Source organism: Rothia sp. SD9660Na (genome assembly GCF_030064065.1).
GTDB lineage: Bacteria > Actinomycetota > Actinomycetes > Actinomycetales > Micrococcaceae > Rothia.
The window spans coordinates 959948-986006 of sequence record NZ_CP125946.1; the positions used below are offsets into that span (position 1 = coordinate 959948).

Annotated in this window: 27 protein-coding genes; 24 read left to right on the forward strand and 3 right to left on the reverse strand. The window is 58.4% G+C overall.

Annotated elements, in window-relative coordinates:
• The first annotated feature begins 8 nt into the window (after positions 1-8).
• The 24 genes from ffh to QM007_RS04715 all read left to right on the forward strand — a co-directional run bounded on the left by ffh (position 9) and on the right by QM007_RS04715 (position 23101).
• On the forward strand, positions 9-1583 hold the full coding sequence (gene ffh, locus QM007_RS04600; protein WP_237209934.1) for a signal recognition particle protein: 1575 nt from the start codon (positions 9-11) through the stop codon (positions 1581-1583).
• Between the two features lie 175 nt (positions 1584-1758).
• Entirely contained in the window at positions 1759-2253 is a 495-nt protein-coding gene (locus QM007_RS04605; protein ID WP_283490759.1) for an NUDIX domain-containing protein, read from the forward strand.
• 72 nt (positions 2254-2325) lie between these two features.
• Entirely contained in the window at positions 2326-4257 is a 1932-nt protein-coding gene (locus QM007_RS04610) for a hypothetical protein (protein ID WP_283490760.1), read from the forward strand.
• 63 nt (positions 4258-4320) lie between these two features.
• Complete coding sequence (locus tag QM007_RS04615) at positions 4321-5712, forward strand: sensor histidine kinase (RefSeq protein WP_283490761.1); 1392 nt, start codon at positions 4321-4323, stop codon at positions 5710-5712.
• Positions 5709-6428 (forward strand): response regulator transcription factor, encoded by a 720-nt coding sequence (locus QM007_RS04620; RefSeq protein WP_283490762.1) that lies wholly within the window; start codon positions 5709-5711, stop codon positions 6426-6428. The genes QM007_RS04615 and QM007_RS04620 overlap by 4 nt, the downstream gene beginning before the upstream one ends.
• Before the next feature lie 124 nt (positions 6429-6552).
• Positions 6553-7470, forward strand: coding sequence for an ABC transporter ATP-binding protein (locus tag QM007_RS04625; RefSeq protein ID WP_283490763.1), 918 nt, complete (start codon positions 6553-6555; stop codon positions 7468-7470).
• Positions 7467-8648, forward strand: a complete 1182-nt coding sequence (locus tag QM007_RS04630; RefSeq protein ID WP_283490764.1) for an ABC transporter permease — start codon at positions 7467-7469, stop codon at positions 8646-8648. Before QM007_RS04625 ends, QM007_RS04630 begins: the two co-directional genes overlap by 4 nt.
• A 206-nt stretch (positions 8649-8854) precedes the next feature.
• Positions 8855-9283: a 30S ribosomal protein S16 gene (gene rpsP / locus QM007_RS04635; RefSeq protein ID WP_185174544.1), complete on the forward strand. Its 429-nt coding sequence runs from the start codon at positions 8855-8857 to the stop codon at positions 9281-9283.
• Positions 9284-9285: 2 nt separating this feature from the next.
• Entirely contained in the window at positions 9286-9528 is a 243-nt protein-coding gene (locus tag QM007_RS04640; RefSeq protein WP_135011094.1) for an RNA-binding protein, read from the forward strand.
• 73 nt (positions 9529-9601) lie between these two features.
• The gene (locus tag QM007_RS04645) at positions 9602-11131 is read left to right on the forward strand and encodes an McrB family protein (RefSeq protein ID WP_283490765.1); all 1530 of its coding nucleotides are present in this window, start codon (positions 9602-9604) and stop codon (positions 11129-11131) included.
• Between the two features lie 4 nt (positions 11132-11135).
• Positions 11136-12746, forward strand: a complete 1611-nt coding sequence (locus QM007_RS04650; protein WP_283490766.1) for a 5-methylcytosine restriction system specificity protein McrC — start codon at positions 11136-11138, stop codon at positions 12744-12746.
• Positions 12747-12999: 253 nt separating this feature from the next.
• A complete protein-coding gene (locus QM007_RS04655) occupies positions 13000-13188 on the forward strand; it encodes a hypothetical protein (RefSeq protein ID WP_283490767.1) in 189 nt (62 codons plus the stop codon).
• A 125-nt stretch (positions 13189-13313) separates the two neighbouring features.
• A complete protein-coding gene (gene rimM, locus QM007_RS04660) occupies positions 13314-13928 on the forward strand; it encodes a ribosome maturation factor RimM (protein WP_283490768.1) in 615 nt (204 codons plus the stop codon).
• Between the two features lie 5 nt (positions 13929-13933).
• Positions 13934-14749 (forward strand): tRNA (guanosine(37)-N1)-methyltransferase TrmD, encoded by an 816-nt coding sequence (gene trmD / locus QM007_RS04665; RefSeq protein ID WP_283490769.1) that lies wholly within the window; start codon positions 13934-13936, stop codon positions 14747-14749.
• A 298-nt stretch (positions 14750-15047) separates the two neighbouring features.
• A complete protein-coding gene (gene rplS, locus QM007_RS04670) occupies positions 15048-15395 on the forward strand; it encodes a 50S ribosomal protein L19 (protein WP_135011098.1) in 348 nt (115 codons plus the stop codon).
• Between the two features lie 23 nt (positions 15396-15418).
• Positions 15419-16075, forward strand: a complete 657-nt coding sequence (lepB, locus tag QM007_RS04675; protein WP_283490770.1) for a signal peptidase I — start codon at positions 15419-15421, stop codon at positions 16073-16075.
• Between the two features lie 50 nt (positions 16076-16125).
• Entirely contained in the window at positions 16126-16863 is a 738-nt protein-coding gene (lepB, locus tag QM007_RS04680) for a signal peptidase I (protein WP_283490771.1), read from the forward strand.
• Between the two features lie 4 nt (positions 16864-16867).
• Complete coding sequence (gene rnhB, locus QM007_RS04685) at positions 16868-17650, forward strand: ribonuclease HII (RefSeq protein WP_283490772.1); 783 nt, start codon at positions 16868-16870, stop codon at positions 17648-17650.
• Positions 17647-17982 (forward strand): DUF2469 family protein, encoded by a 336-nt coding sequence (locus QM007_RS04690; protein ID WP_283490773.1) that lies wholly within the window; start codon positions 17647-17649, stop codon positions 17980-17982. The genes rnhB and QM007_RS04690 overlap by 4 nt, the downstream gene beginning before the upstream one ends.
• 285 nt (positions 17983-18267) lie before the next feature.
• The gene (locus tag QM007_RS04695; protein WP_283490774.1) at positions 18268-18684 is read left to right on the forward strand and encodes a YraN family protein; all 417 of its coding nucleotides are present in this window, start codon (positions 18268-18270) and stop codon (positions 18682-18684) included.
• Positions 18685-18686: 2 nt separating this feature from the next.
• Positions 18687-20237: a YifB family Mg chelatase-like AAA ATPase gene (locus tag QM007_RS04700; RefSeq protein ID WP_283490775.1), complete on the forward strand. Its 1551-nt coding sequence runs from the start codon at positions 18687-18689 to the stop codon at positions 20235-20237.
• Positions 20234-21478, forward strand: coding sequence for a DNA-processing protein DprA (gene dprA, locus QM007_RS04705; RefSeq protein ID WP_283490776.1), 1245 nt, complete (start codon positions 20234-20236; stop codon positions 21476-21478). Before QM007_RS04700 ends, dprA begins: the two co-directional genes overlap by 4 nt.
• Before the next feature lie 43 nt (positions 21479-21521).
• Positions 21522-22517, forward strand: coding sequence for a tyrosine recombinase XerC (locus QM007_RS04710; protein ID WP_283490777.1), 996 nt, complete (start codon positions 21522-21524; stop codon positions 22515-22517).
• Positions 22518-22549: 32 nt separating this feature from the next.
• Entirely contained in the window at positions 22550-23101 is a 552-nt protein-coding gene (locus tag QM007_RS04715) for a DUF3145 family protein (protein WP_283490778.1), read from the forward strand.
• A gap of 96 nt (positions 23102-23197) precedes the next feature.
• Here the strand turns inward: QM007_RS04715 and fabF are convergent, their stop codons facing one another.
• The 3 genes from fabF to QM007_RS04730 all read right to left on the reverse strand — a co-directional run bounded on the left by fabF (position 23198) and on the right by QM007_RS04730 (position 26059).
• Positions 23198-24469, reverse strand: coding sequence for a beta-ketoacyl-ACP synthase II (gene fabF / locus QM007_RS04720; RefSeq protein ID WP_283490779.1), 1272 nt, complete (start codon positions 24467-24469; stop codon positions 23198-23200).
• Between the two features lie 92 nt (positions 24470-24561).
• Complete coding sequence (locus tag QM007_RS04725; protein ID WP_185174557.1) at positions 24562-24801, reverse strand: acyl carrier protein; 240 nt, start codon at positions 24799-24801, stop codon at positions 24562-24564.
• A gap of 232 nt (positions 24802-25033) precedes the next feature.
• Positions 25034-26059, reverse strand: a complete 1026-nt coding sequence (locus QM007_RS04730) for a beta-ketoacyl-ACP synthase III (protein ID WP_283490780.1) — start codon at positions 26057-26059, stop codon at positions 25034-25036.

A 26059-nucleotide genomic window follows, 5' to 3' on the forward strand; every position in this document is an offset into this window, starting at 1 on the left:
CACAGCCCGTGTTTAATTCACTCTCAGACCGGTTGACAGCAACCTTCAAAAACCTGCGCGGCAAAGGCAAGCTGACCGAAGCAGATATTGACGCTACAGTACGCGAGATCCGCCGTGCCCTGCTGGATGCCGACGTGGCCGTCCCCGTCGTCCGCGAGTTTACCTCCCACATCAAGGAACGCGCCCTGGGCGCCGAGGTCTCCGAAGCCCTCAACCCCTCCCAGCAGATCGTCAAGATCGTCAACGAAGAGCTGGTCAACATTCTGGGTGGCCAGACCCGCCGTATCAACATGGCCAAGACCGGCCCCACCATCATCATGCTGGCCGGTCTGCAGGGCGCCGGTAAGACCACCCTGGCCGGTAAGCTGTCCCACTGGCTCAAGAAGCAGGGCCACACCCCCATGCTGGTGGCCTCCGACCTTCAGCGCCCCAACGCCGTCAATCAGCTCAAGGTGGTGGGTGAGCGCGCTGGCGTACCCGTCTACGCCCCGCACCCCGGCGTCACCAGCGAATTCGACGTTCCCACCGGCGACCCCGTGCAGGTAGCCCGTGACGGTGTGGCTGAGGCCCGCGCCAAGCTGCACGATGTGGTCATTGTCGATACCGCAGGCCGCCTGGGCGTCGACGCCGAGCTCATGCAGCAGGCCCGCGACATCCGTGACGCTATTGAACCGAACGAAGTTCTCTTCGTCATCGACGCCATGATCGGTCAGGATGCCGTCAATACCGCTAACGCCTTCAACGAGGGCGTCGACTTCACCGGCGTTGTGCTCTCTAAGCTGGACGGTGACGCCCGCGGTGGTGCGGCCCTGTCGGTTGCCTCTGTGACCGGCAAGCCCATTATGTTCGCCTCAACCGGTGAAAACGTCACCGATTTTGAGCAGTTCCACCCTGACCGCATGGCCAGCCGAATTCTCGATATGGGTGATGTGCTCACCCTGATTGAGCAGGCCGAGCAGACCTGGGATAAGGCCGAAGCTGACCGCATGGCCAAGAAGTTCGTTGATCAAGAAGACTTTACTTTTGAGGACTTCCTGGCCCAGATGCAGCAGATTCGCAAGATGGGGTCTATGAAGAAGCTGCTCATGATGATGCCGGGTGCAGCTCAGATTCGTCAGCAGCTGGAGAACTTCGACGAGAAGGAAATTGACCGCGTCGAGGCTATTGTTCGCTCCATGACTCCGCATGAGCGCGTAGCTCCCAAGATTATTAACGGCTCCCGCCGTGCCCGTATCGCTAAGGGTGCCGGTGTGACCGTTTCTGAGGTCAACATGCTCATGGAGCGTTTTGCCCAGGCCCAGAAGATGATGAAGAAGCTGGCTAGCGGCAATATGGCCGGTATGCCCGGAGGCATGCAGATGCCCGGCATGGCTGCTGCCGGTGGTGCTGCCCGCAAGAACAAGGGCAAGGGTAAGGGCAAGCAGAAAGCTCGTTCCGGCAACCCGGCAAAGCGCGCCCAGCAGGAGCAGGCAGCTGCAGCTAAGCAGCAGGCTGCTCTGGGCTCGGCCTTCGGCCAGCAGACCCAGGACGTAAAGCCTGAGGATCTGAACCTGCCTAAGGGCTTCGAGAAGTTCCTCAAGTAAAACCTGCCGATAGGGCGGGGGTAAGTAGCTGGCTTACCCCCGCCCTGTGGTTTTAAGGACGCTTGGGGCAGGGGACAGTTCTGCTGAGAGAGTGCAAGGGCCCCTCTGCCTTTTACGCTGTGGTCTGGCGCGGTACATTGGGTGTAGTAACCGCCCGTTGAGAAGGAGCAGTACCGTGGTTGATTCTTATCTGCCTGAAGAAGAACTGAAGGCTTTTATTGAAAGCCTGCCCACCCGTCGTCTGGCGGCCGGTGCTGTGATTCGGAATGAAGCGGGGCAGATGCTTCTGGTCAAGCCTAACTATAAGGACGGCTGGACTATCCCGGGCGGTACCGTTGAGGCGGGCGAAGCTCCGCAGCCAGCCTGCTTCCGTGAAGTGGCTGAGGAAGTTGGCCTTACCCTTGAGCCGGGCCGTCTTTTGGTGATCTTCCACGGCCTGCAGATGGGCATTTGGGGCGATTCAACCAGCTATATTTATGACGCCGGTGTACTTCCTGCCCATGCGGTGATTACCCTGCAAGAAGAAGAGCTGACCGCTTATGAATGGGTAGCACCTGAAGATTTGGGTAACTACTTTGATCAGGGGCAGGCCTACCGTTTGCAGCAGGCTTTCCGTGCCCTGCAGACCGGGGCCGTGTACGAGTTCTCTAGCGATTCACCTGCACGCTAGTTACCCCTGCGTCATGTAGCCCGGGGCAGAGCTCTGCCCGTTTGATGAAGCGTTGAGAAGGATTGTAAGCATATGACTGAATCACACCGTGACCCCGCCCAGCAGGGTACCTTCCAGGGGGAGGGTGTGGGTTCTGATGTGCTGTGGGTGCGTCTGCGCATTGATCGTGCCCAGCCCTGGGGGAGCTGGCGGGAGCTAGTGCCTGCTCTCTACAGTGGCGCGTCTGATACTCAGCATGGGGCGGACGCCAGCGAGCAGCTTGCCGCACCTGCTGACGTTGAGCAGCAGGTGCGGGATCAGCTTGAGAGCATTATCGGCATGATTCGGGAGCAGGCTCAGGGCGCTGACCAGAGCTATGAGTACACCGAGGATGACATCAAGAGCGTTGAGGAGCTCGCTGCCGACCCCGATAAGTTCGATGACCTGATTCAGCAGATTATGCAGGCGGAGCAGGGGAGCGAAGAGCCCCTGGCAGAGCCTGAAGAGGTGCCTACTGAGGTCACCGCAGAGGAACTTCAGGCGCTGACCGGCGACCCCACCCCAGAAGCTCTGGCCGCGATGGAAGAGCTGAACTGGGAGATCACCCCTCAGCTAGCGGGCTATTTAGAGTCGGTGGCGACGGTGACAGCCCTTGAGACGGACGGACGCCGCGCCCAGCTCTTCGTGCTGTGCGAGCGGGTGCCGGGGCAGGCGTCCTTGCGCACCGTGGAAACCGACAGCACCGGGGTGCTGCTGCCCGGTGTGCCCCTGAACGACTTTCTGAATCAGCTGGACGCCCTCTTCCCGGGTGTTGCTGACCTGCTGCCCCAAAAGCCGGGGGAGGACTACCATCTGGCGTCCTTCTCCCAGGGCACCGATTCCCTGAGCCTTGACCCGCACGGGGTGAGTGCTGCGCTGGTGGAACTGTCGATGGCTGACCTTGCCACCTACATGCAGCCTGAGCTCATGGCAGGTGAGGTTGAGGCGGCACCTGCCGATAAGGGCTGGTCGCTGCTTACCGCCGACCCCCGCACCCTGGCCAACCTGCTTGAAGCCATGAACGTGCCCTCGATTGTGGCTGAGCAGACCCTCTTCGGTCAGAACCTGACCTTCGTGCTCCCGGCCGATTCCACCGGCCCCGAAACCGGTAGCGTCACCGACTGGGTCAACCAGGTCATGGGCACTCCCGACTCGGGGCTGGTGGGTACCGTGCTGACTTTTAGCTGGTCGCCCCTCACAAAAATCGGCTCTGCCCTTGAACGGGTCTCCAGCGAAGTGGGCAACCTGGTCTGGAGTCTGCCGGGCCTACTCCCGGCACCGTTCAGGGAACTAGCCGCCCGTGACCAGCTCGAACAGCTTATCTGGCTCTACGGGCTCGATGAGCAAACCGCTAACCGCCTGACCAACTACGTGCTGGACTGCGAGAGCTCCGACGGGCTGGAATCCACAATCCATGCCCTCGAACTTCCCGAAGAATTACTGAAGGTGCTCACCGGGGCTGTGCACCTTGATGAGTTCGTGGGCTACCGAAAATTCGCCCCCGATATGAACGGGCTGGAGCGCTTCAAGGAGAGCGTCACCGCCTACCCCAACGGCACCGATACACTCAGCACCGTGAGCCGGGAAATTAGGGAACGCCCCTGGCTTCTCACAGCGGACGCCACCGCCCAGCTCGGTGCCTCCGGCGCCCTGGCTCTATGGGCAGCCCGACGTGCAACGCAGGGGCGCTCGCCCCGAGCAGCGCTGATTGCAGCGGCGACTCTAGGAGCTACCGGCGCAGCCGAACTGGTCATCGCGCGGGTCTACCACCGCCTGCAGGCAGCCGAGAAACTGCCCACGGTCGAACACCATCGGGTGCGGCCCCTCTCACTGACTGAAGAGCTCCGGGCCCAGGCCCAGAAACAGGCAGAAGAAACCTCCGAGCTGCAGGCCCCCAAGGTCGTCCGCAACGCCCAGAAGCTCGGCCGCCAGGCAGGGCAGATTGCCCGGCAGCAGTTGGGGCGTTTCTTCGGCGCTCGCGACTAAGAGCCCGGCTCCCTCCGCCTCGCGGGGGAGCCGCCAGTGCCCTGGTCTTGATACAGTGAGCAGGTGAACACAGCCACCCGTTTTTCCTTCTCACAGATAGACCCCGACTGGGAGCGCCCCACCCCGGCGGCGGCGTCCTTGCGCCGGGATGTGCTGGTCTGGCTCGTGGTGCTCGCCGCAACCCTGCTACTGAACACCGCCTACCACTCCGCGGGTTTTCTGGGGGATGACGCTCAGCAGATTCACCACTCCTACTGGGCCGCTTCGGCGATGACGCTGCCGCTTATTTTCCGCCGCGTCTACCCGCTCAGCATGATGCTCCTGTCCACCGCGCTCTTCTTTGCTCTGAGCTATGTGTCTGAGATAGCGTCAGCTACCTTGAGCTACCAGCTCTGCTACTTTGCGGTGCTCTTTGCCGGCATCGCCTGGGGTAAGAACCGCACCTTGACCTGGATTGTCTATGCCCTGGTCTGTGCTGCTGCCCTCGTCTGGATCGTGATTGCCTGGGTAGTAACCGACTCGGCCTACAGCATGGCGGGTATCGAGGAGTATTCCGGTGGCCTGATGAGCCAGGCTACTGCCGGATATGTGATGGCTTCGGTAACAAACCTCTTTTACTTTGGGTGCGCAGCCCTCATGGGGCGAACCGCCTGGAACCAGGCCTATCAGCGGACCGTCCTTGCGGCCCAGGCCCAGCAGCTAGAGCGGCAGGCTAAGCAGATGGCCCAGGACGCCGTGACCCGCGACCGCCTGCGCATCGCCAGGGAACTCCACGACTCGGTGGGCCACCATGTTTCTTCTATGGGGATCCAAGCGGCAGCTGCCCGCCGGGCTTTAGAAAAGAAGCCTGAGCTGGCGGCTGAGCCCCTGGCTAATATTGAAAAGTTAGCCCGGTCCTCGGTTGCTGAGATGAAGAATCTGATTCGCGTGATGCGGGCTGCCGGGGAAGCAGAGCAGGGGAGCGGGGCTGCCAAAGAGCCCCAGGTGACCGAAATCTTTGACCTGGTGGAGCATATGACGACGGTAGGTGTGACAACCCAAGTGCAGGTCAGCGAACAGGACCTTGCCCGGCTAACCGGCTTGCAGAAGGGAACGCAGCTCTCTATCTACCGCATGGCCCAAGAGGCCCTGACCAATGTGCGTAAACATTCAGCGGCCCAGAATGCGGTGCTGGCTCTGCGTACCGGCGGTAGCACCGGTGCTTACTGGGCTGAATTAGAGGTCACCGATGACGGCCCTGTCACCGGCCCAGAGCGAGGAGAGGGCCAAGAATATATACCCGATCCCAGCCGCCACGGCTACGGTCTGCAAGGCATCCGGGAACGGGCCGCCGCCCTGGGCGGTACCTGTTGGGCAGGCCGGAGGCAGGGTGCCCCCGGCTGGAAGGTGCAGGTACGTTTCCCCATAGACATTGACGAAACCCACGACACCCACACCTCTAGGAGCGCCTCATGACCCTCAAAGTACTGTTAGCTGACGACCAAGACATGGTGCGCTCCGGTTTCGCCCTCATTCTCTCCATGGAGGACGACATCGAGGTGGTCGGCCAGGCCCGCAACGGAGCCGAAGCCCTGGAACTTGCCGCAAGCGTCCGCCCCGATGTGGTGCTCATGGACGTTCAAATGCCCGTAATGGACGGAATCACCGCCACTGCCGCCTTGACCGAGCAGCTGCCGGGCACAGCCGTTCTTATTCTCACGACCTTTGAGCGCGAAGATTACCTCTTCTCAGCCCTGCAAGCCGGCGCCAGCGGTTTCCTGCTCAAAACCTCAGATGCAGATGAGCTGGTTACTGCTATCCGTAAGGTTGCCGGGGGTCTTGCTCTGCTCTCACCCGAAATGACCCTGCCACTCATCGCCCGTTTTGTGGAGCAGACCAAGGGACAGGACGCCGCCGCGCAGGCAGGTAGCTTAGGGGCGGGAAAGAGCGGGGGAGCACGCTCCGCCCAGGAGCTGAGCCCCGAGGACGCCTTCGCCCTGGGCGCACTCACCCCCAGAGAGAAAGAAACCCTAGAGCTTCTCGCCCAGGGCCTCACCAACGCAGAAATCGCAGAAAAACTCTTCCTCGGGGCGGCAACCGTCAAGACGCACGTATCGAACATCCTGGCTAAGACCCACAGTCGCGACCGCGTCCGTGCCGTCATCTTCGCCCACCGAGTAGGGTTAGCCTAGATTCTCAACCTAGCTTCTCAGCGTCCGCCCACCAACTCCCCCGCCCGGCTCCACCCGGCGGGGGAGTTGTTATGCTCACAGCCTTCCTAGACTTGAGGTACAAGCTACCCAAAGGAAGTGCCCCATGACTGACCGAACCATAGAAGTGCATGACCTCACCAAGGTCTACGGCAGCGGCCCCACCGTCACAGCCGCCGTAGAAAAGGTGAGCTTTACTGTTGAACCCGGCTCCATGACCGGTTTTCTTGGCGCAAACGGTGCTGGCAAGACCACCACCATGCGCATGATTATGGGTCTGCTCGAACCTACCGAAGGGCAGGTGCTTTATGGCGGGCATGCCATCACAGCTGAGGACCGCGCGGGTTTTGGCTACATGCCCGAAGAACGCGGCCTCTACCCCAAGCAGGCTATCCTGGCCCAGCTCGTCTACCTGGGCCAGCTACGCGGTATGAGCGCTAGCACCGCCCGCACCATCGCTACCGACCACCTCACCGAACTGGGGCTGGGGGAGCGCCTGAACGACAAGCTCGAATCCCTCTCCCTCGGCAACCAGCAGCGGGTGCAAATCGTAGCCTCTATCCTGCACCAGCCCACGGCCCTAATCCTCGACGAACCCTTCTCCGGCCTTGACCCTAAAGCCGTAGACACCATGGTCTCCATGATGCGCGAGCTCATGCGTGATGGCGTCCCCATCCTTTTCTCATCCCACCAGCTTGACCTGGTCGACCGTCTCTGCGACCGCGTCGTCATTCTGCACGGAGGCACCGTCCGCGCCAGCGGCAGCGCCACCGAACTGCGCGAATCAGGCGCCCCCCGCTACCTCTACCGTGGTGGGGAGGATGCCGCCTGGCTCCGGGATCTGGCCGGGGTGAACGTCCTTGACGTCTCCGGCACCGACGCCGTCCTCGAACTGGCCCCCGGCGCTGACCTGGCCAGCGTCCGCCATCAGATCCTGAGCACCGGACTCCACCGCGACATGCACGAGTTCTCCCGTCAGCTCCCCACCCTCGGCGACATCTACCGAAAGGTCACCGGCCAATGAACACCGCACCCACCCGCCCCAGTACCGCCCCTAAAAACGCCTGGCAAATCGTTGCCACCCGCGAAATCATGGTCAAGCTGCGCGACAAATCCTTCATCGGCGGAACCATCTTCTCCCTCGTCATCATCCTGGCTGCAATCCTTATCCCCTACTTTGTCAGCTCCGGTTCTACCGACTACACCGTAGCCACCAGCGACGACCGGGCAAGCTCCCTGGTCGCCGCAGCCGATGCAGCGAGCGACGACGAAACCAGCTATACCGCCACCCAGGTTAACAGCGCGGATGCCGCCCGCACTCTCGTAGCCGACGGGGACGCGGACGCCTACCTCGCCCCCACCGACCAGGGCTGGGAACTCGTCTTCGACTCATCACTCGATAACAGCCTGGTCACTGAACTGGGTGCCGTCATCACCTCCACCATTACAGCCGAAAACGCAGCTGCCGCAGGCGTTGATCTCGAAGCCCTAGCCGCAGGAACCCAGGTGAGCACCAGCGTCCTCTCCGGCAACAGCAATGCAGGGCTTGCCTTCCTCATCGCCATGGTCTTCGCCATGATTTTCTACATGACCACCGTGCTCTTCGGCGTAGCCATCGCCAACTCCGTGGTCGAAGAAAAACAAAACCGCATCGTCGAAATCATCGCCACCGCCATACCGCTCGGCCAACTCCTCGCCGGAAAAATCGTGGGCAACATCGTGCTCGCCATCCTGCAGGTAGCCACCTACGCAGTCGCCGGCCTCATCGGCATGCAAATCACAGGAAGCGCCTCAGAATTCGGCTGGATCCTACCCTCAGCCGGCTGGTTCGCCCTCTTCTACATCGTCGGTTTTGCAGCCATTGCCACTATCTGGGCCGCTGTCGGTGCCATGGCAGCCCGCACCGAAGACATCGCCAATCTCTCCAACCCCATCACCATGGTGCTCATCGCCGCCCTCTTTGCCGGTATCTACGTCTCAGGAACCTGGCTCAAGGTCGTCTCCTTTGTGCCTGTCCTATCCTCCATCGCCATGCCCCGCCGCCTGCTCACCGAAGACGTAGCCCTCTGGGAACCCCTACTCGCCCTCGCCCTCACCCTGGCAGTAGCAGCCCTTCTCACCCGGCTCGGCGCCCGCATCTACCGTGCCAACATCATGCGCGGTGGAACCTCGGTGAGCTGGAAGCAGGCGCTCAAGAAATAAAACGGTCAGCTTGCTCACAACACGCTCACTCCATAGAGCGTAACCCTAGATTAAGCGGGGCGGAGCTGGCATACTTGACGGGTACTCGATTTTTCCCGGCCCCTCTCATCCGGGAGAAATTGTGTCCGCAGAGGTCTTGACGAAGCCCGCCCCACGAGCTGACACCTGACCTCGAACAGTTATAGAAAACAGGAGAAACCACTACAGTGGCTGTTAAAATTCGTCTGAAGCGTTTCGGTAAAATCCGCGATCCCCGCTACCGTGTTGTAGTAGCTGACTCACGCACCAAGCGTGACGGTAAGGCTATCGAGGAAATCGGCATTTACCACCCGACCGAGAACCCCTCACGCATCGAGATCAACTCAGAGCGTGCCCAGTACTGGCTGTCAGTTGGCGCCCAGCCCACCGAGCAGGTAGCTGCTCTGCTGAAGCTGACCGGCGACCTGGCTGCTGCCAAGGGCGAAAAGGCTGAGTCAACCGTAAAGCCCGTTGACGCTAAGCCCGAGTTCGTTGTTCCCGAAAAGGGTTCGGTCATCCTTCCCGAGGCAATCACCCCCAAGGGCGAGGACAAGGCTGAAGAAGCTCCCGCAGAAGAGGCTGCTGAAGAAGCAGCTTCTGAGGAAGCAGCTGAGTAATCATGTTGGCTGACGCTCTCGAACACCTCGTTCGGGGTATCGTCGACAACCCAGACGACGTCCAGGTGCGCGCCAAAACTGGCCGCCGGGGCGAAACTCTGGAGGTTCGCGTGAACCCTGATGACCTTGGCCGTGTGATTGGCCGCTCCGGCCGCACCGCCAAGAGCATCCGTACCGTGGTCAACGCCATCAACGACGGCGACCATGTGCGCGTAGACGTCATCGACACCGACCGACGACGCTAACTGAATACTTGAAGTAAGAGGCTCTATCCCAGCTATCATTGGGATAGAGCCTTTTTACTGTTGAAAGGAAATTATGAATAAAATTGAATGGCTTGGCGAAGGTAAATATAAAGATAAGTGGGTTCGGAAATATGAGGGGGTGGTGCCGTTAAGTGACATTTTAAAGAATATTCACCTTGGTGTAAAAAAAGGTGTCTACATCTATGTTACATATCAAGATCAGGGAAATCATTTATTTAAAAAATTTGAAGAGTTTAGGCTAGATAAATCGCAGCCTGGTCGAAATAGTGCAATTACGAAAGCGAGAACCCCTAGGACTTTTGTAAAGCATTTCTTAAGCTGCTTTGGTGAAGAGTTTGATGATGAAAATTTAAGTGATGAGGATGCTTTTAAGAGACTATCAGAATTTTTGACTAATGAAAATGAAAATCTTGACAAGGTGATTGTTCACTTTGGGACGGGTGATTGGGCAATAAAAAAAGAAATGCAATATAAGTTCAATGAGGCTGGAATGTTTAGCAAAACGAGAAAAGGTGTCCAGGGCGAAATTATGAAAAATAAGATTAAAATAGCTCAGCTTAATTCGATTTTAGAGGGTGTTGCGGGGTGCGGAAAAACCTATTATCAAAAATCGCTCTTTGAGGTAAGTGGAGAAAATAAAGATCTTGGTTTTACTCCAGATTGTAGCGAAACAGTAGTCTTTCATCCCTCCACTTCCTATGAAGATTTTGTGTCAGGTTTGCGTCCCCAGAAGGGTGGAGGCTTCTCGGGGGAGGCCGGTATCTTTGTGGAGCTGTGCAACCGTGCCGCGGCAGACCCTGAGAACAACTACCTACTGTTCATTGATGAAATCAACCGGGCTAACACCGCTAAAGTATTCGGTGATCTACTCATGGTAATTGAGGAAAGTAAGCGTGCTCCTGTTGCAAAACTCAATACCTATAAAAGAGCAGTGCTCACTCGCGGTGAAGCTAAATCTTTAGGAATTACTACTGTTCGTCTTCAAACTGCTATTGATGCTCTGCCAGAAAAGGCGAACCCACCTGCAAAGGGCAAAGAGGGAGCCCTTGAATATTTAGCTGTGCCTGACAACCTTTACATTGTTGGAACAATGAATTCGACGGACCGTTCTGTGGGAACCATCGACTTAGCTCTTCGTCGCCGCTTTACTTGGCATACTATGGAGCCGAAGACCTTGGAAGAGCTTGAAAATGAATTTGAAAAAGAAAGACAATCAGAACTATCTGAACTTTTTCGCTGGTACGCGCAGGCTAATATTAAGTTACAGAAAAAAGTAGGTCCTGATGCCAGGCTAGGTCATTCTTACTTCTATGAAAATAAAAAAACTTCTCAGCAGATTGCCCGTGACCTCCTCAAGCAGCTAGCTGAAATTTTCTATATTTTCCATCTTGAAGACCTTATAGCAGAAGAACCCTTCAGTCGACCTATTCAGGATTTAAAGCTAAAGAATGTAGGTGAAGGGCTAGGTCAAAAGGTTATTGTCGAACAGGTTTCAGCTAATAACTCGGGCAAGGCTAGCGGAAACCCAGAGCCAGCGGAAAGTGATTCTGGGAAATCTCCCGAAAATCCACAGGGAAGCTAGTTCGATGAATGCTCAGACTGAGTCACGTTTGCCTGAAACCACACGCTGGTTTCAGGCCAGTGGCAGAGGTAATGGGGTAGGGCTTACCGTCTTGCGGGCACCTGCCACACCGGATTCTGAAGAATATCAGACTCTCATTTTTCACATCCTCCCCAAGCTTTGGCGCCCTGATAGCACTAAAGCTACAATCCACACCCTGAGTCAGGAAGATTTCACTAGCACCTGGGAGTCTCACTACACCTTATATGAACAAGACATCATTGGCGTCTCAGACCCATACATAGTGAGCTTGCTAACCACCCTTGTAGAAAAAGCCCCAGCAGAATCAGTGACCACAGATGCTGATGAGCAAGTTGACCTAACAGATGAAGAATCTGAATCGCGGCTATCACCCCTCTGGTCAGTAACCTCGGCACCGAAAGACGCCGTCAATGAACCGCTGAAACCTGCGCGCGGTCAGGCGATGAATGCGCCAGAGGCTCTCTGGGCTATGCTTGACGCCTACCAGGTTAAAATCGAGCCGATTCCAACTTCCAAAGACTTCGGTTCAGCTGGTACAGCTATGTTTGCTTCCAGCAAGTTCATGAAGAAATTTGTCTACATGCGGTTTATCGAAGAAGCGCTAGTAGCCCTACGTGACCGGCGTCCTCAGTATGTGCTTCATACAGATGAGATAGCAACGGTCAAGGGGCGGATGACTCCGGAGGGCCTGATCCGACGGGCGATAACAGGGTCTCCGAAAATTGAGTGCGAATTCGATGAGCTCACTACTGATAACCACATCTGGCAAGTCATAAGAGCCGCTACAGAACTTTGTGTTCCTGAGTTAAAAGACCACCACCTTGTAGGTAAAAAGACTAGCTACACTAAGGCCCTACTTGTCGCTGCCCAGCTTCGGGATGTAACTATTACCTCACGGCATGCACTAATCGCTCAGGCAACCCACTACAAGGTTCCTAGACAGGAGTCTCTAGCCGTGCGAAAGAGCTATGAGCTTGCTCGGGCTATTCTTCAGACCAGGTTCAATGCTACGGTGAGTAAACAGGAAGGTCCTGGTGTTATTGCTAACCTTAAGTACTCGATGTATGGTCTCTGGGAACAGCTCGTACGAGAGCAGTTCAATAAGGTAGAAGATACAGACGCGAAAGGACAGAAAGAAGCCCGACTAGTACATGTATTTTACAAATGGGATGGAAAAGAGTGGAAATCCGCTGACGGAGGCAAGCGACCTGATGTAGTTGTAACTTACGGGGAGTCAACCTTCTACATAGATGCCAAATACAAGGCGAACGAACTTGGTATCAAAAAGGCAGGGATGGGAGACCAGTACCAGATGGCCACCTACGCCTTGAGAACCAAACGGAACGTATATCTGGCCTATCCCACCTGTGACGCTGAGCTGGTCAAAAAAGTGCCTGAATATCAGTACATTCCCTACGCAGATAAGTACACCGATAATCAGGAAACACCTGCTACTAATGAATTCATTCAAGTAGGTCAGTTCTATCTTCCCTTCCCCTCCCAAAAAGACGCTCAACGAAAGAACTTTGTTCCAACAGCGAGTCAATTGACTCCTGAACGGGTTAAGGAATTATCTCGGACCTCTCTTGCCTAGAGACAAAACTAGGAGAAGAAAAAGATAATAGCCCCATACCAGCACTTGCTGGCGTGGGGCTTCTAGCTGCCCGCCTGCGTCCGCGTCCTTGCCATACCTCCTGCTGGCCTAGGCCTCAGAACTCCAATCTACCGCTATATTGGGCACCCCGACCCCTACACGCGAGACCTTATCGAAGTTCTCGTCAAACCAATTCAGAACGACACCATCATGGTAATTTTCCACGCCATGAGAACAGGAGAGAGGGCCAATAATGACCAGCACCTCCGCTGAAAACATGCTCCTTCATAGCGAAGAATACTGGGAGCTACTCTCCCACGCTGCTGAGCTCGGCCTAAACACCCCGCGTGATGAAGAACCCCTTACCGGCAAAGCGGCCCAACTTCAAGCTGCAGCTACCTTCGGTATAGAAGCAACAGCACACAACACCCATACAAACTAACTACACAAGCCCCGGGCTAGCCTCTCGCTGGTACGGGGCTTTCTTGTACCTACCCACCGGCGTCCGCAAAACCCGGTAAAGTTAGACCCAAACCCCACACCACCTTTACCCCCAAGGAGATACGCGTGCAGGTACAGGTCGCCCGCATCGGCAAACCCCACGGCATCCGCGGCGAAGTCACCGTCCAGCTCTTCACCGACGCCCCCGAAGAACGCTTCGCTCCCGGGGCCGTGCTCGACATCGAAAACTTCAACCCCGCAAGCCCCGCAGGCACCATCGCCCCCGCAGGCACCCTCACTGTCAAAAAATCCCGCTGGAACAAAAAAATCCTGGTCGTAGCCTTCGAAGAAGTCACCAACCGCAACCAGGCCGAAGACTTGCGGGACACCCGCCTCACCTTTGACTCTGCTAGCGAAGCAGAAGCCGACGGTGATGATGAAGGCTACTACGAGCATGAACTGCTCGATCTACCCGTCTACCTGGCTGCCGACATCAAAGACGGCTATCTACCCGAAGAACCCATCGCCATCGTCACCGGCCTGCAGACCATGCCCACCCAGGACCTGCTAGTCCTGGAGAACACCGCAGACGGTGAAGAAGTTATGATTCCCTTCGTGGAAGAGCTCGTCCCGGCCATCGATACCGAGGAGGGCTACATTATCATCGACCCACCCGCCGGCCTGCTCGAGCTCAACAGCGATGAAGACGACGAAGCCGACATCGAGAGCGAGCAGGGCTAAACCTCATGCGCTTTGACGTCATCACCATCTTCCCCGAATACCTGGCCCCGCTAGAGCTCTCCCTCATGGGCAAGGCTCGCGAATCGGGCAAGGTTGACCTGCACCTGACCAACCTGCGGGACTTTGCTGTCGACCGGCACAAAACCGTTGACGATACCCCCTACGGAGGGGGAGCGGGCATGGTGATGAAACCCGAGCCCTGGGGCCTTGCCCTCGATCAGGCACTGGCTAACTCACCGGCGTCCGCACGGGCGGACGGGGGCAAACCCCTGCTGATCGTGCCCTCACCTGCCGGCACCGTCTTTAACCAGCAGATGGCCTACGACCTGGCAGAAGAAGAGCACATCGTATTCGCCCCAGCCCGCTACGAAGGCATTGACGAGCGTGTGCTGGACTGGGCTGAGCAGGAATTTAGGGTGCTGCCGGTATCCATCGGCGACTATGTGCTCTACGGGGGTGAAGTGGCCGTGATGGTGATGATTGAGGCCATTACCCGCCTGATACCTGGCGCGATGGGCAACCCCGAGTCCCTGGCCGAAGAATCTCACACCGGTGGTCTGCTGGAATATCCGGTCTACACCAAGCCAGCTACCTGGCGTGACCAGCAGGTGCCGCCCGTCCTGCTCTCAGGCAACCACGGAGCCATTGCCCGCTGGCGCCGCGACGAACAAATCAAGCGCACCTTTACCCGCCGCCCCGATATGGTCAAGGCTTACCCCGCTGAAAACTGGGATAAGAAAGATCGCAAGCTCCTACAGGAACTGCACACCGAGCAGAAAGCTGCCCGCCAGGCGGCAGCTCAGAGCGAACCGGCACAGTAGCGCACCTAAAGTAGGTAAGCTCACAAGCAACACGCGGACGCCCGCCGCAGCACCCCTGGTGCAGGCGGGTTTTCTGTGGGATAATTTTTCTTTGTGTTCATGCTGGGCACGCCCCTGCCGCAGGGGGAAGAGCGACCTATAACAGCGTGAACCACCGGCTCTGACCGTTCAGCGCCGGTGAGACAAGAATTCATCGCAGACAGCATCAGTCTGGCACCACCCGGTGACCCCTAGACACTGCCTGCGACATACACCGAATATGTTTGACCTGCGGCAGAGATATTCACGGAGAAACTCAATGCAGACTCTTGACTTCATTGATAACAAGTCACTTCGCACCGACATCCCCGAGTTCGGCCCCGGCGACACCCTGAACGTACACGTCAACATTGTTGAAGGTAACCGCAGCCGTGTCCAGGTCTTCAAGGGCTTCGTTGTTGGCCGTCAGGGCGCTGGCGTCCGCGAAACCTTCACCGTCCGCAAGGTTTCCTTCGGTGTAGGCGTAGAGCGTACCTTCCCCGTACACTCTCCCGTCATCGAAAAGATCGAGGTTGTCACCCGCGGTGACGTCCGCCGTGCAAAGCTCTACTACATGCGCGACCGTCACGGTAAGGCTGCTCGTATCCGCGAGAAGCGCGAAGCCTAAGCCATTTAGGTTTCAACAGTTTTATGGAGACTGGCGTACACGCCGAATCTTCTGAGGCAAGGCGCCACCCCTTTCTACAGGGCTGGCGCCTTGTTGCTGTCGCCGCAGCCCTGGCCTTCACCCTGCTCCTACTGGTTCGTTCCTTCCTGATTGATGTGTTCTACATACCCTCAAGCTCCATGGAACCCACCTACGAGCCCGGGGACCGCATTCTAGTCTCAAAACTAGCGACCGAGCCCCAGCGTGGCGATGTGGTCGTTTTTGACGGTACCGGCTCCTTTGCCCCCTATGTGCCTGGCAGCCCCTGGGTGCGGGAACCGCTCAGAACCATGGGGCAGTGGCTGGGGCTGGTGGGCTCAGATACGGTCTATATCAAGCGGGTCATCGGGGTAGCTGGTGATACCGTCGAGTGCTGCGACGCCCAGGGCTATCTTCTCATCAACGGGCAGCCTTCCGAAGAGTCCTACCTTTACCCCGGCGATAGCGCCAGCGAGGTGAGCTTTAGCGTGCAGGTACCCGAAGGACGCATGTGGGTGATGGGTGACCACCGCTCGGCGTCCGCTGACTCCCGGGCCCTGCTAGGGGCGCCCGGCGGCGGTATGATCCGCACCGAGAAAATCATCGGCACCCCGGTCTTCATCGCCTGGCCGGCCTACCGCTTTGGTCAAGCTCCCAGCTAAAACCACTAAACTATCCTCTAAACACGTTCACAGCAGAAGGGTGCGGGCTCATGGAGCAGCAGAAGAACTCAGACAGCATTGAGGCGGCGGCACAGGACACCACCACAGCCTCGACCGACAAGCCCCGTGGCGGTAAACGCCGCCGCGAAAATAGCGCGGTCAAAGAGTACGCCCTGATTATCCTCTACGCGGTGCTCATCGCCTTCCTGCTGAAAACCTTTGTGGTTCGCGGATTTTATATTCCTTCTAGCTCCATGGAAGATACCCTGCAAATCAACGACCGCGTTTTTGTGAACGTGGCAGGTGGACTCTTCACCGAGGCCGAGCGCGGCGACATCGTGGTCTTCAAGGACACCCAGGGCTGGATGCCTGTCTCTACCAGTTCAAACCCCGTGCGTGATGCGCTTGCCTTTGTGGGGGTTATGCCTGATAGCTCATCAAACTACCTGGTCAAGCGTGTGATTGGTGTGGGCGGTGACCACATCGTGGCTACCGCCGATGGCCGCATCACCGTTAACGGCGTAGAAATTGACGAGACCTACCTCAAGCCCGGTGTCAGCCCCACCGAGCTACCCTTCGATGTGATTGTTCCCCAGAACTCCTACTTCGTCATGGGCGATAACCGCCCTAACTCTGCTGACTCCCGCTACCATATCCAGACCGGCACCGAGTTCATCAACGACGCCGACGTTGTAGGCGAAGTCTTCGTGGTTGCCTGGCCCCTGTCTAACTTCACATTCGTCGGTGGGGCTAGCGATGTCTTTGCCGACGTCCCCGATACCGAGTAAGACCGTGCCAGCTAAAGAACCCGCGTCCGCTGACCTAAGAGTCGAAACCGAACTTTTTGCAGCGGGTAAGACCCTGATAGCGGGCATGGACGAGGTAGGCCGCGGCCCGCTGGCTGGGCCGGTTAGCGTGGGCGTTGCCGTCATTGAGGCGGGTGCTGAGCTGACGGTCGAGGGGCTGATCGACTCCAAAGCTATGACCGAGAAAAAGCGGCTGGCTATAGCCCCGCTGGTAGAGCAGTGGGCTGTAACCGCTGTGGGGCACGCTAGCCCGGCTGAAATCGATGCCCTGGGAATTACCACAGCCCTGCGTTTAGCGGGGCAGCGGGCTCTTGCCCAGGTGACCAGGGCTGGAGCCTACCCTGACGCCGTCCTCTTGGACGGCAAACATAACTGGCTATCTGCTCCCGAGCCCGACCTCTTTGCCGACCTTGATCCGGCAACCGCCCTCTACCGTGGGCTGGTGACTGAAGCCTGGGCAGGTCTGGCGGGGGAACCCGGTGGCTGGTTCGGGCCAGTGCAGATGGAGATTAAGGGTGACTACCGCTGCGCCTCTATCGCGGCAGCCTCGGTGGTGGCTAAGGTAGAGCGCGATACCCTCATGGACGAGCTGGATGTACGCTACCTCGGCTACGGCTGGACGAAAAATAAGGGCTACGGGTCGGGCGCCCACCGCACCGCGATAGAAACGATGGGACCCACCCCTTTGCACCGGCTGAGCTGGTCGTTGCCGGCTACCGAGGCACAAATCCAGCAGGCTATGGTGGAACGAGAGAAGGAAGAAGCATGAGCCAAGAGGATCTTGAGAGCTACGAATCAGGTGCCCAGCTAGCCCTGTATGAAGAGTACAAGAATGTAGCTGAGCTCTTTACCTATATCGTTGAGACTGACCGCCGTTTTTACCTGGCCAACCAGGTGCAGGTGACCCCGCGAACTGCTGACGGGTCTCTGTATTTTGAGGTGGAGATGCAGGATGTGTGGGTGTGGGATATCTTCCGGCAGTCTCGGTTTGTCAAAAACGTGAAGGTATATTCGGTGCGTGATGTTAACGTTGAAGAACGCGCTGCCGCCGAAGACCTGGTCGTGCCAACCATGAGTGATTTCGACCCCGGTTTGGCCTAAAAGCTAGCGTGTGAGCCCGCCTCCTTCCCGCGAGGGAAGGGGCGGGTTTTTCGTCTAAAGAGGGTAGAGGAGTGCGGACGCCCGGTGCAGCAAGCTGGGGATAAGGACGCGCCGGGCGTCATGGTCGCGTCATGGCTGTACCGTTTATGGGCGTGCAGATGGGAGCTATCTGGTGCTGACCTGGCGGTATAGGGAAAGGGCGATATCCACAGCCAGCGCGGAGCTAGGTAGAACCAGACCCTACAGGTCATGATGGGGCTAACCCTGATACTTGAAGGAGGCCCCATGAACCCCGCATTACAACCATCCTCGCCCCATGCGTCCTTGCGGCCCAAAGAGGTGGGTCGCTGGGGTGAAGATATTGCCCTGGCGGTCTTAGAACGGCAAGGCTATACCCTCTTAGCTCGCAACTGGCGACCCGCACGAACAGAAGAGCGGCCGCGGTGGAGCGGCGAACTTGATTTAGTTATGCGCGATAGCGACCAAACCCTGGTCTTTATCGAGGTGAAAACCCGCTCTGGTGCGGGTTACGGGCACCCGCTTGAATCTATTACTGCCCGGAAGTGCCAGATGCTACGACAACTGGCCTACGCCTGGTTAGCAGAAAACCGGGCTCCCTATTCCACCATGAGAGTAGATGCTATCGCCCTGTGCGGGAGCCCCACGGATTTCACGTTTGAGCATCGGCAGGCGGTGGTGTAGCCGTGGCCTTCGCACGAACCTATTCGGTTGCCCTGGTGGGTGTCACCGGCTATCTCGTCGAAGTAGAAGCCGATATCTCATCTGCCCTACCCGGCTTCGTCCTGCTCGGCTTGCCCGATAGTTCTTTGAACGAGGCCAAAGACCGGGTTCGGTCTGCCGCGAAGAATTCCGGGCTGCCCCTGCCACCCCAGAAACTCACCATCAACCTCACCCCGCCTACCCTTCCCAAACGCGGCTCGGCATTTGATGTAGCCATGTTGGTTGCAGCCCAGCAGGCGGCGGGGCAGCTAGGTTCATCAGGCCGCACGGTCTTCCTGGGCGAAGTCGGTCTCGATGGGAGCGTGCGACAGGTTCCCGGAGTGCTACCTGCCGTCAAAGCGGCCCGCGATGCCGGGCATGAGCGGGTAGTTGTACCCGAGGGTAATGCCCAAGAAGCAGCCCTCATAGAGGGGGTTGAAGTGACCGGGGTCAGCTGTCTCGCTGAAGTGTTTGAACTCCTGGGCTGCCCCGAACCAGAAAAACTCAAAAGACCAGCTCTGGTGGGTAGCCAGAAGACCGTTGCGGAGCACAACAGCCCGCAGCAGAGCGCTGATATGGCAGATATTGCCGGCCAGGCCGAGGGGCGCCTAGCCCTTGAAATAGCAGCTGCAGGGGGCCATCACCTGTTGCTCACCGGCCCACCTGGTTCTGGCAAGACCATGCTGGCAGAACGCCTCCCCGGTGTTCTTCCTCCGCTCACGCCACAAGAAGCGCTGGATGTCACCGCGGTGCACTCGCTCTGCCGTTCGGGTGAGCCGCTCACCGAACTGATGACCAGACCGCCCTTCGAAGCGCCCCACCATACTGCCAGCGCACCTGCGATTATGGGAGGCGGTGCCGGGCTACCCAAGCCGGGGTGTATCTCAAAGGCGCACCGGGGCGTCCTTTTTCTCGATGAAGCCCCGGAGTTTAAGCGCAGCGTTCTAGATTCTCTGCGCCAGCCCCTCGAAAGCGGCGAAGTCATTATTAGTCGCTCAGCTGCTTCAGCCCGGTACCCGGCTAGGTTCCAACTCGTTTTAGCTGCGAACCCCTGCCCCTGCGGCTATAACGTGGGGCGGGGCCTAGACTGCACCTGTACTAGCCGTGAGCGAAGGTCCTACTTCAGTCGGCTATCGGGGCCTCTGCTCGACCGTATTGATCTTCATATTAGCGTCCCTAAAGTAACGGCTGCCGACCTCGCTACCAGCGGCACCAACGAAAGCTCAGAGGAAATCCGTTATCGGGTCAGCCAAGCCCGCAAAGCCCAGGCGGAAAGACTGAGCCCACTGGGCATGACCACAAATGCTGAGACGAACGGCAAGATCCTGCGCGGCCCTCTCAAGCTTTCAGCTCAACTGACCTCGTCCCTCTCCACCGCCCTGGACCACGGTACCCTCACAGCCCGCGGCTATGACCGAGTGCTACGGACAGCCTGGACCTTAGCCGATTTAGATGGAGCCACCAGCCCCAGCCGAGACCACCTTGATCTTGCCCTCTACTTCCGCAACCATGCCACTGAAAGCTACCAGACATGACACATCATGACCCCCACCACGATATTCGTAGAGCCCGCACCGAGATTCTGCGCATTACCGACCCTGAGGACGTCGCCACCTACACCCTGCTTCGGCTAGTGGGACCGGTGCGTGCCGCAGACTACCTCACCGGCCGTCAGGAGCTCACCCCGCGTCTTCTAGCCCGCCACCTTGAGGAAGCAGGAGCATACGATGTCTCTGCGGCACCTGCCCTCGCTAGCGCCATCGGCGAACGGACGCAGCGGTGGAAGAGCAGGCGGGCAGGTATCAGCGTCCAACAGGATATGGCTTTAGCCCGGGCCAGCGGCAGCTGGCTGTGTATACCCGAAGACCCAGACTGGCCACAGGCCTTGAACGACCTTGCAGAAAAAACTCCGGTTGGTCTCTGGGGTAGAGGAGACCGCCAGCTACTGGCCCAGCTCACCACCGAAAAGAGTTATGCAGTAGTGGGGTCCCGCGATGTCAGCTCCTACGGCAACTCAGCAACCAGCCACCTGGCCGGTGAACTAGCAAACCGGGGCTATACGGTGGTCTCAGGTGGAGCCTTTGGTGTAGACGCTACCGCCCATCGAGCTGCCCTCACTACCGCGACGTCTTCCCTGCCCACCGTAGCGTTGATGGCGGGAGGTCTTGACCGTCTTTACCCCAAGCCCAATGAACGCCTGCTACACGAGATTATTGAACGGGGCCTGCTGCTGAGCGAGGTTCCCCTGGGGCAGAACCCCACCCGTTACAGGTTCCTCCAACGTAACCGGCTCATCGCCGCTCTCACCGGGGCCAGCATAGTTATTGAAGCCCGCTGGCGCAGTGGCGCGCTCAACACTGCCCATCATGCCCTGGAATTGGGGCGTCCCGTCTATGCTGTACCCGGCCCTATCTTTTCACCGACCTCAGAAGGCTGCCACCGTCTGATTCGAGACGGCCTAGCCCAGCTTGTGACCGATGCCCGCCAGATTCTTGACGACAGAACCTCGGAGATAGCTGCAGAACAAACCAGCCTATTCGCAGCTCCTTCTGCCCACCAGCAGCTCCTAGATTCGCTCACTGAAACTCAAAGACGGGTGTGGGACGTACTGCCCCTCCGCACTCCTGCTACCGTTGAACAGCTCAGCGCCGACCTTACGCTACCTGCCCGAACCGTCATGATTGCCCTATCACAACTCAACCGACTCAACCTCGCAGAGCAGGAAGGCACTGGATGGCGAAAAACCAAACCATCGACGGAAAGCTCCGGGGGATAGAATGAAGACCTAACCTCAGCCACTGGTAGAAAGGAGCGGTACGGTGCACCCCGCAGACCAGCTACCCACCACCCTCAAAATCGGGGCCTCCACGGTCGACGAAGACCGAGAGTTCGTACGAGCCCTTGAAGCCTTTGAACGCTACCTCACCTACGAGCTCCACCGCTCACCCCAAACAATTCGGGCCTACGTCTCTGACCTCACCGATTTCTTTGCCCACGCTCGCAGGCACGGCACCACCCACCTCTCCCACATCACCCTTGACGTCATTCGAGACTGGCTAGCCTACCATCACCGCAAACAAGCTGCCCGGAGCTCTATGGCTCGGCGGACCTCGTCCTTGCGGACCTTCTTCACTTGGGCGGAGGAAGAAGAACTCATCCAAGCTAACCCAGCACTCAAACTCACTACCCCCAAGAAGAGCAACCACCTGCCCTCGGTACTCAGCGAAGCCCAGATACAGGCCGTCACCACAACCCTCACAGCAGCTCTGGAGCAGGCCCCGCGGGATGCCCGGCTCCTGCGTCTTCAAGCGGTGGTAGAGCTACTCTATGCCAGCGGGTTGCGCATCTCAGAACTCACCGGTCTCGACCTAGCAAGCATTGACCGTAACCAGCGAACCCTGCGCGTGCTGGGTAAGGGCAATAAAGAGCGGGTCGTGCCCTTCGGGGCTCAGGCTATGCAAGCCCTCAACCGGTGGGTTGTGGCAGGACGCCCGCAATGGCTTCCCGAGACAGAGGCAGCTAAAAGTGCCTCGGCTCAACATGCCCTCTTCATCGGCCCCCAGGGGAAACGTGCCAACCCCCGGCAGATTCGCCAAGACCTCACCACCCTGCTGGGTACCTTGGACGACACCGAAGCCACAGGCGCCCACGTCTTCCGCCATACAGCAGCAACCCACATGGTCGATGGGGGGGCAGACATCAGAGCCGTCCAAGAGTTTCTCGGGCACAGTTCATTAGCAACCACCCAGGTCTACACCCACGTCTCGGTGGACCGCCTTGCCCAGGCCTATAGCAGGGCTCACCCCCGGGCCTAAAGGTAGGGCAGAAGGTATAGGATGGGAAGACCATGTTTTCACCAGCAGAAAAGACCGGCCAGCCCGTCCCCCTTCCATCAGAGACTACCGGCAACTCTACCGGTGGTTTTATCTTTCTGCTGGCTGTCCCCTCAGCCCTCACAAGCCACGTGACCTGGGCCCTTGAAAATCTCACTGCTCACCGGCTGGCTCCCACCTGGCAGTCCCAACCCCTAAAACCGGGCTACCACCGTGCAGATATCAGCTGGCAGGGCAACAGCGGGGGAGCAGCCCTGATTGCCTCCACCCTCCGTCACTTCAAGGGCAGCTATTTTGAAGTCACCGAGCGCCGCACCGCGACCTCCGACGCCTTACGCATCATGCACACCCCCGAACTCGGCATCTGTACCCTACCGGTAGACCTCCAGGGCAATTTCACCGTGACCGAAGACCGCATCCGCTATGCCTTTGAAAAGGCAGCCGGTAATTTCGATGAACTCTACCGGCAGTTCTCTGCGGCTGTTGGCCAGCCCTGGGACGAAGAACTTGAGCCCCTGCGTCCTAACGCTTCATCGGCCAGCGCTACCGTCAGGCTCCGAGCCTAAGGCAAGAGCGCCCGCCCCAGGGCACAGAAAAGGGCCTTTCTGCCCGAACCAGGGTTCGTGCAGAAGGGCCCTTTTACACGCTAGACCAGCACGGTGCTAGTTGCTGACGCTACGGAAAGCCGCTACCGCGTTATGGCCACCAAAGCCGAAGGAATTCGAGACCGCAGCAATCTCACCGGCAGGCAGATCACGCGCCTCTGTAACAACGTCGAGGTCAATCTCGGGGTCCTTGTTCTCCAGATTGATGGTGCAAGGAGCCTTGCGGTGATGGAGAGCAAGTACGGTCAGCACAGCCTCAAGAGCGCCGGCACCACCGAGCAGGTGACCTGTCATTGACTTGGTTGCAGATACAGCTACCTTGCCGGTGTGCTCCCCGAAGACCTCACGTAGAGCCAGAGACTCGGGAATATCACCCACGGGAGTAGAGGTTGCATGCGCATTGACGTGCACTACCTGCTCGGGAGAAATACCGCCATCGGTCAGAGCCTCCCGCAGGGCGCGAGTGGCACCCAGAGCAGCCGGGTCGGGAGCGGTGATGTGGTGGGCGTCCGCTGAGACGCCGGTGCCAGCCAGCTCCGCGTAGATACGGGCACCGCGGGCCAGTGCGTGCTCCTCAGATTCGAGAATCAGCGCAGCAGCACCCTCACCCATCACAAAACCGTCGCGGCCGGTATCGTAGGGGCGAGAAGCACCAGCAGGGTCATCGTTGCGGGTCGACAGGGCCTGCATCTTCGCAAAAGCGCCAATCGTCATGGGGTGGATCGCGGCCTCAGAACCACCGGCAATCACCACATCGGCCTTACCCGAGCGAATCAGCATCAGGCCCAGCTCCAAAGCCTCGGTCGACGAAGCACAGGCAGAAACAACGGTCTGGGCAGAGCCACGGGCCTTCAAGTTCATAGAAACCGCAGCAGCATTTGAGTTGGGCATCAGCATGGGAACCGTCATGGGCAGCATACGGCGCGGGCCCTTCTCACGCAGAGTATCCCAGGCATCAAGCAGAGTCCACACACCACCGATACCGGTACCAAAAGCAACCGCGGTCCGTAGCGGGTCACACTCTTCGGCAGCCTCAGCATCAGGGCCGCTAAAACCGGCGTCCTCCCAGGCCTCGCGCGCAGCAACCAAAGCCAGCTGGCCCGAGGGGTCCAGGCGCTTAGCCTCAACCTTGGTCAGGCGACCCGACTCAACAGCGTCTACAGCCACACGGCCAGCAATCGAAACCGGCAGGTCGAATTCCTCAACCCAGGGCTCTTCAATAGTGGCGATGCCTGAGACACCTGCAAGCGCATTTTCCCAGGTTGTCGGAACATCCCCACCGATGGGGGTGGTGGCGCCGAGGCCGGTGACCACAACTTTACGAGTCATGCTTGATTCCTTCGAATACAGTCTTGGGTTGGGGTAAAGAATAAAAAGCAGGTTGGGCACGATAAGACCGTGCCCAACCTGGTCAACGCGACTTAGGCGTTAGCGATGAAGTTAACAGCGTCGCCGACGGTCTTCAGGTTCTTGACCTCTTCGTCGGGAATGGTAACGCCGAACTTTTCCTCAGCGTTCACAACGATGGTCATCATTGAGATGGAGTCGATGTCCAGGTCTTCGGTGAAGGACTTCTCGAGCTGGACGTCCTCAACCTCTACACCGGTCTCTTCGTTCACGATTTCTGCAAGACCTGCGAGGATTTCGTTCTGATCTGCCATGATGGCTCCTTCGTCTAGTATGAGTGGCGTGGGGCCACAGTTGTAACTCACCGTGCAGGGCGCGCAGCGGTTGAGGGTTAAGCGGGCAGAACCCACTTTAGCTTCCAAAATTGAGTGTAGCCCCTAGCCCGCACAAAGCTAAGCTGTGACGCCACCTAATTTTTGAAATAAATCTAACATTTTGTCAAAATACGGTGCGGACGCCCGCCCCGCCAACCCGGCACAGGGCAGGTTAGGGGAGCACAACAACCTGGGCTGCGTAGGCCAGACCCGCGCCGAAACCAATCTGCAGGGCAAACTTACCAGAGAGATCGGGGTTGTCCTGGAGCAACTGGTGGGCAGCTAGCGGAACAGAGGCAGCAGAGGTGTTACCTGCACACTCGATATCGCGGGCCACCACAACGCTTTCGGGTAGCTTTAGGGTTTTCACCATCTGGTCGATAATGCGCATGTTGGCCTGGTGGGTCACCAGCGCTCCCAGGTCATCTGCGGTAATACCGGCAGCATCGAGAGCCTTCTGAGCGACCTTAGCCATCTCCCAGACAGCCCAACGGAAGACCGTCTGGCCGTCCTGGCGCAGGGTCGGCCAAAGCTTCTCGCCCTCCTGCACCGGGTTAGCCACAAAATCACGGTTGCGGATATCAAGCATGGAATGGGTCATACCCACAGCGCCCCAGCGCTCGCCGTCCGAACCCCAGATAGTGGGGCCGATGCCGGGCTCATCGGAGGCACCTACGACCGCCGCACCAGCACCGTCACCGAGCAGGAAGGAGATGGTGCGCTCGGTGTTGTCGATGAAGTCTGAGAGTTTCTCAACGCCGATGACCAGAACCTTCTGGGCGGTGCCGGAACGTACCAGGGCGTCCGCCTGGGCAATGCCGTAGCAGAAGCCTGCGCAGGCTGCTGAAATATCGTAAGCGGGAGCTTTAGAACCCACAGCTTCAGCTACCAGGGTCGCGAGGGCGGGGGTTGCGTAGGGGTGAGAGATGGTGGCGACGATCACGGCATCCAGCTCTTCACCCTGCACACCTGAGGTGGCCAGGGCGTCCTGGGCAGCTCCCACAGCAAGATCTGTTACAGAAATCTTTTCTGAGGCGCGGTGGCGGGTCTTAATGCCGGTGCGCTGAACAATCCATTCATCTGAGGAGTCAATCGGGCCGGCAATATCGTCGTTGGTGACGATCAGGTCTGGGCGGGCAGCACCGTAACCCAGAATACGGGAGTAGCGGTTGGGCTCAACCTGCTTGAGAGTAGGCAT

Coding starts and splice junctions, on each gene's coding strand:
- QM007_RS04730 (WP_283490780.1), bottom strand. CDS start 26,059: ATGCCTACTCTCAAGCAGGTTGAGCCCAACCGCTACTCCCGTATTCTG.
- QM007_RS04715 (WP_283490778.1), top strand. CDS start 22,550: ATGTTTTCACCAGCAGAAAAGACCGGCCAGCCCGTCCCCCTTCCATCA.
- QM007_RS04695 (WP_283490774.1), top strand. CDS start 18,268: ATGAACCCCGCATTACAACCATCCTCGCCCCATGCGTCCTTGCGGCCC.
- QM007_RS04625 (WP_283490763.1), top strand. CDS start 6,553: ATGACTGACCGAACCATAGAAGTGCATGACCTCACCAAGGTCTACGGC.
- fabF (WP_283490779.1), bottom strand. CDS start 24,469: ATGACTCGTAAAGTTGTGGTCACCGGCCTCGGCGCCACCACCCCCATC.
- rplS (WP_135011098.1), top strand. CDS start 15,048: ATGCAGACTCTTGACTTCATTGATAACAAGTCACTTCGCACCGACATC.
- QM007_RS04620 (WP_283490762.1), top strand. CDS start 5,709: ATGACCCTCAAAGTACTGTTAGCTGACGACCAAGACATGGTGCGCTCC.
- dprA (WP_283490776.1), top strand. CDS start 20,234: ATGACACATCATGACCCCCACCACGATATTCGTAGAGCCCGCACCGAG.
- lepB (WP_283490770.1), top strand. CDS start 15,419: ATGGAGACTGGCGTACACGCCGAATCTTCTGAGGCAAGGCGCCACCCC.
- QM007_RS04630 (WP_283490764.1), top strand. CDS start 7,467: ATGAACACCGCACCCACCCGCCCCAGTACCGCCCCTAAAAACGCCTGG.
- QM007_RS04610 (WP_283490760.1), top strand. CDS start 2,326: ATGACTGAATCACACCGTGACCCCGCCCAGCAGGGTACCTTCCAGGGG.
- QM007_RS04690 (WP_283490773.1), top strand. CDS start 17,647: ATGAGCCAAGAGGATCTTGAGAGCTACGAATCAGGTGCCCAGCTAGCC.
- QM007_RS04725 (WP_185174557.1), bottom strand. CDS start 24,801: ATGGCAGATCAGAACGAAATCCTCGCAGGTCTTGCAGAAATCGTGAAC.
- QM007_RS04645 (WP_283490765.1), top strand. CDS start 9,602: ATGAATAAAATTGAATGGCTTGGCGAAGGTAAATATAAAGATAAGTGG.
- QM007_RS04650 (WP_283490766.1), top strand. CDS start 11,136: ATGAATGCTCAGACTGAGTCACGTTTGCCTGAAACCACACGCTGGTTT.
- lepB (WP_283490771.1), top strand. CDS start 16,126: ATGGAGCAGCAGAAGAACTCAGACAGCATTGAGGCGGCGGCACAGGAC.
- QM007_RS04655 (WP_283490767.1), top strand. CDS start 13,000: ATGACCAGCACCTCCGCTGAAAACATGCTCCTTCATAGCGAAGAATAC.
- QM007_RS04640 (WP_135011094.1), top strand. CDS start 9,286: ATGTTGGCTGACGCTCTCGAACACCTCGTTCGGGGTATCGTCGACAAC.
- trmD (WP_283490769.1), top strand. CDS start 13,934: ATGCGCTTTGACGTCATCACCATCTTCCCCGAATACCTGGCCCCGCTA.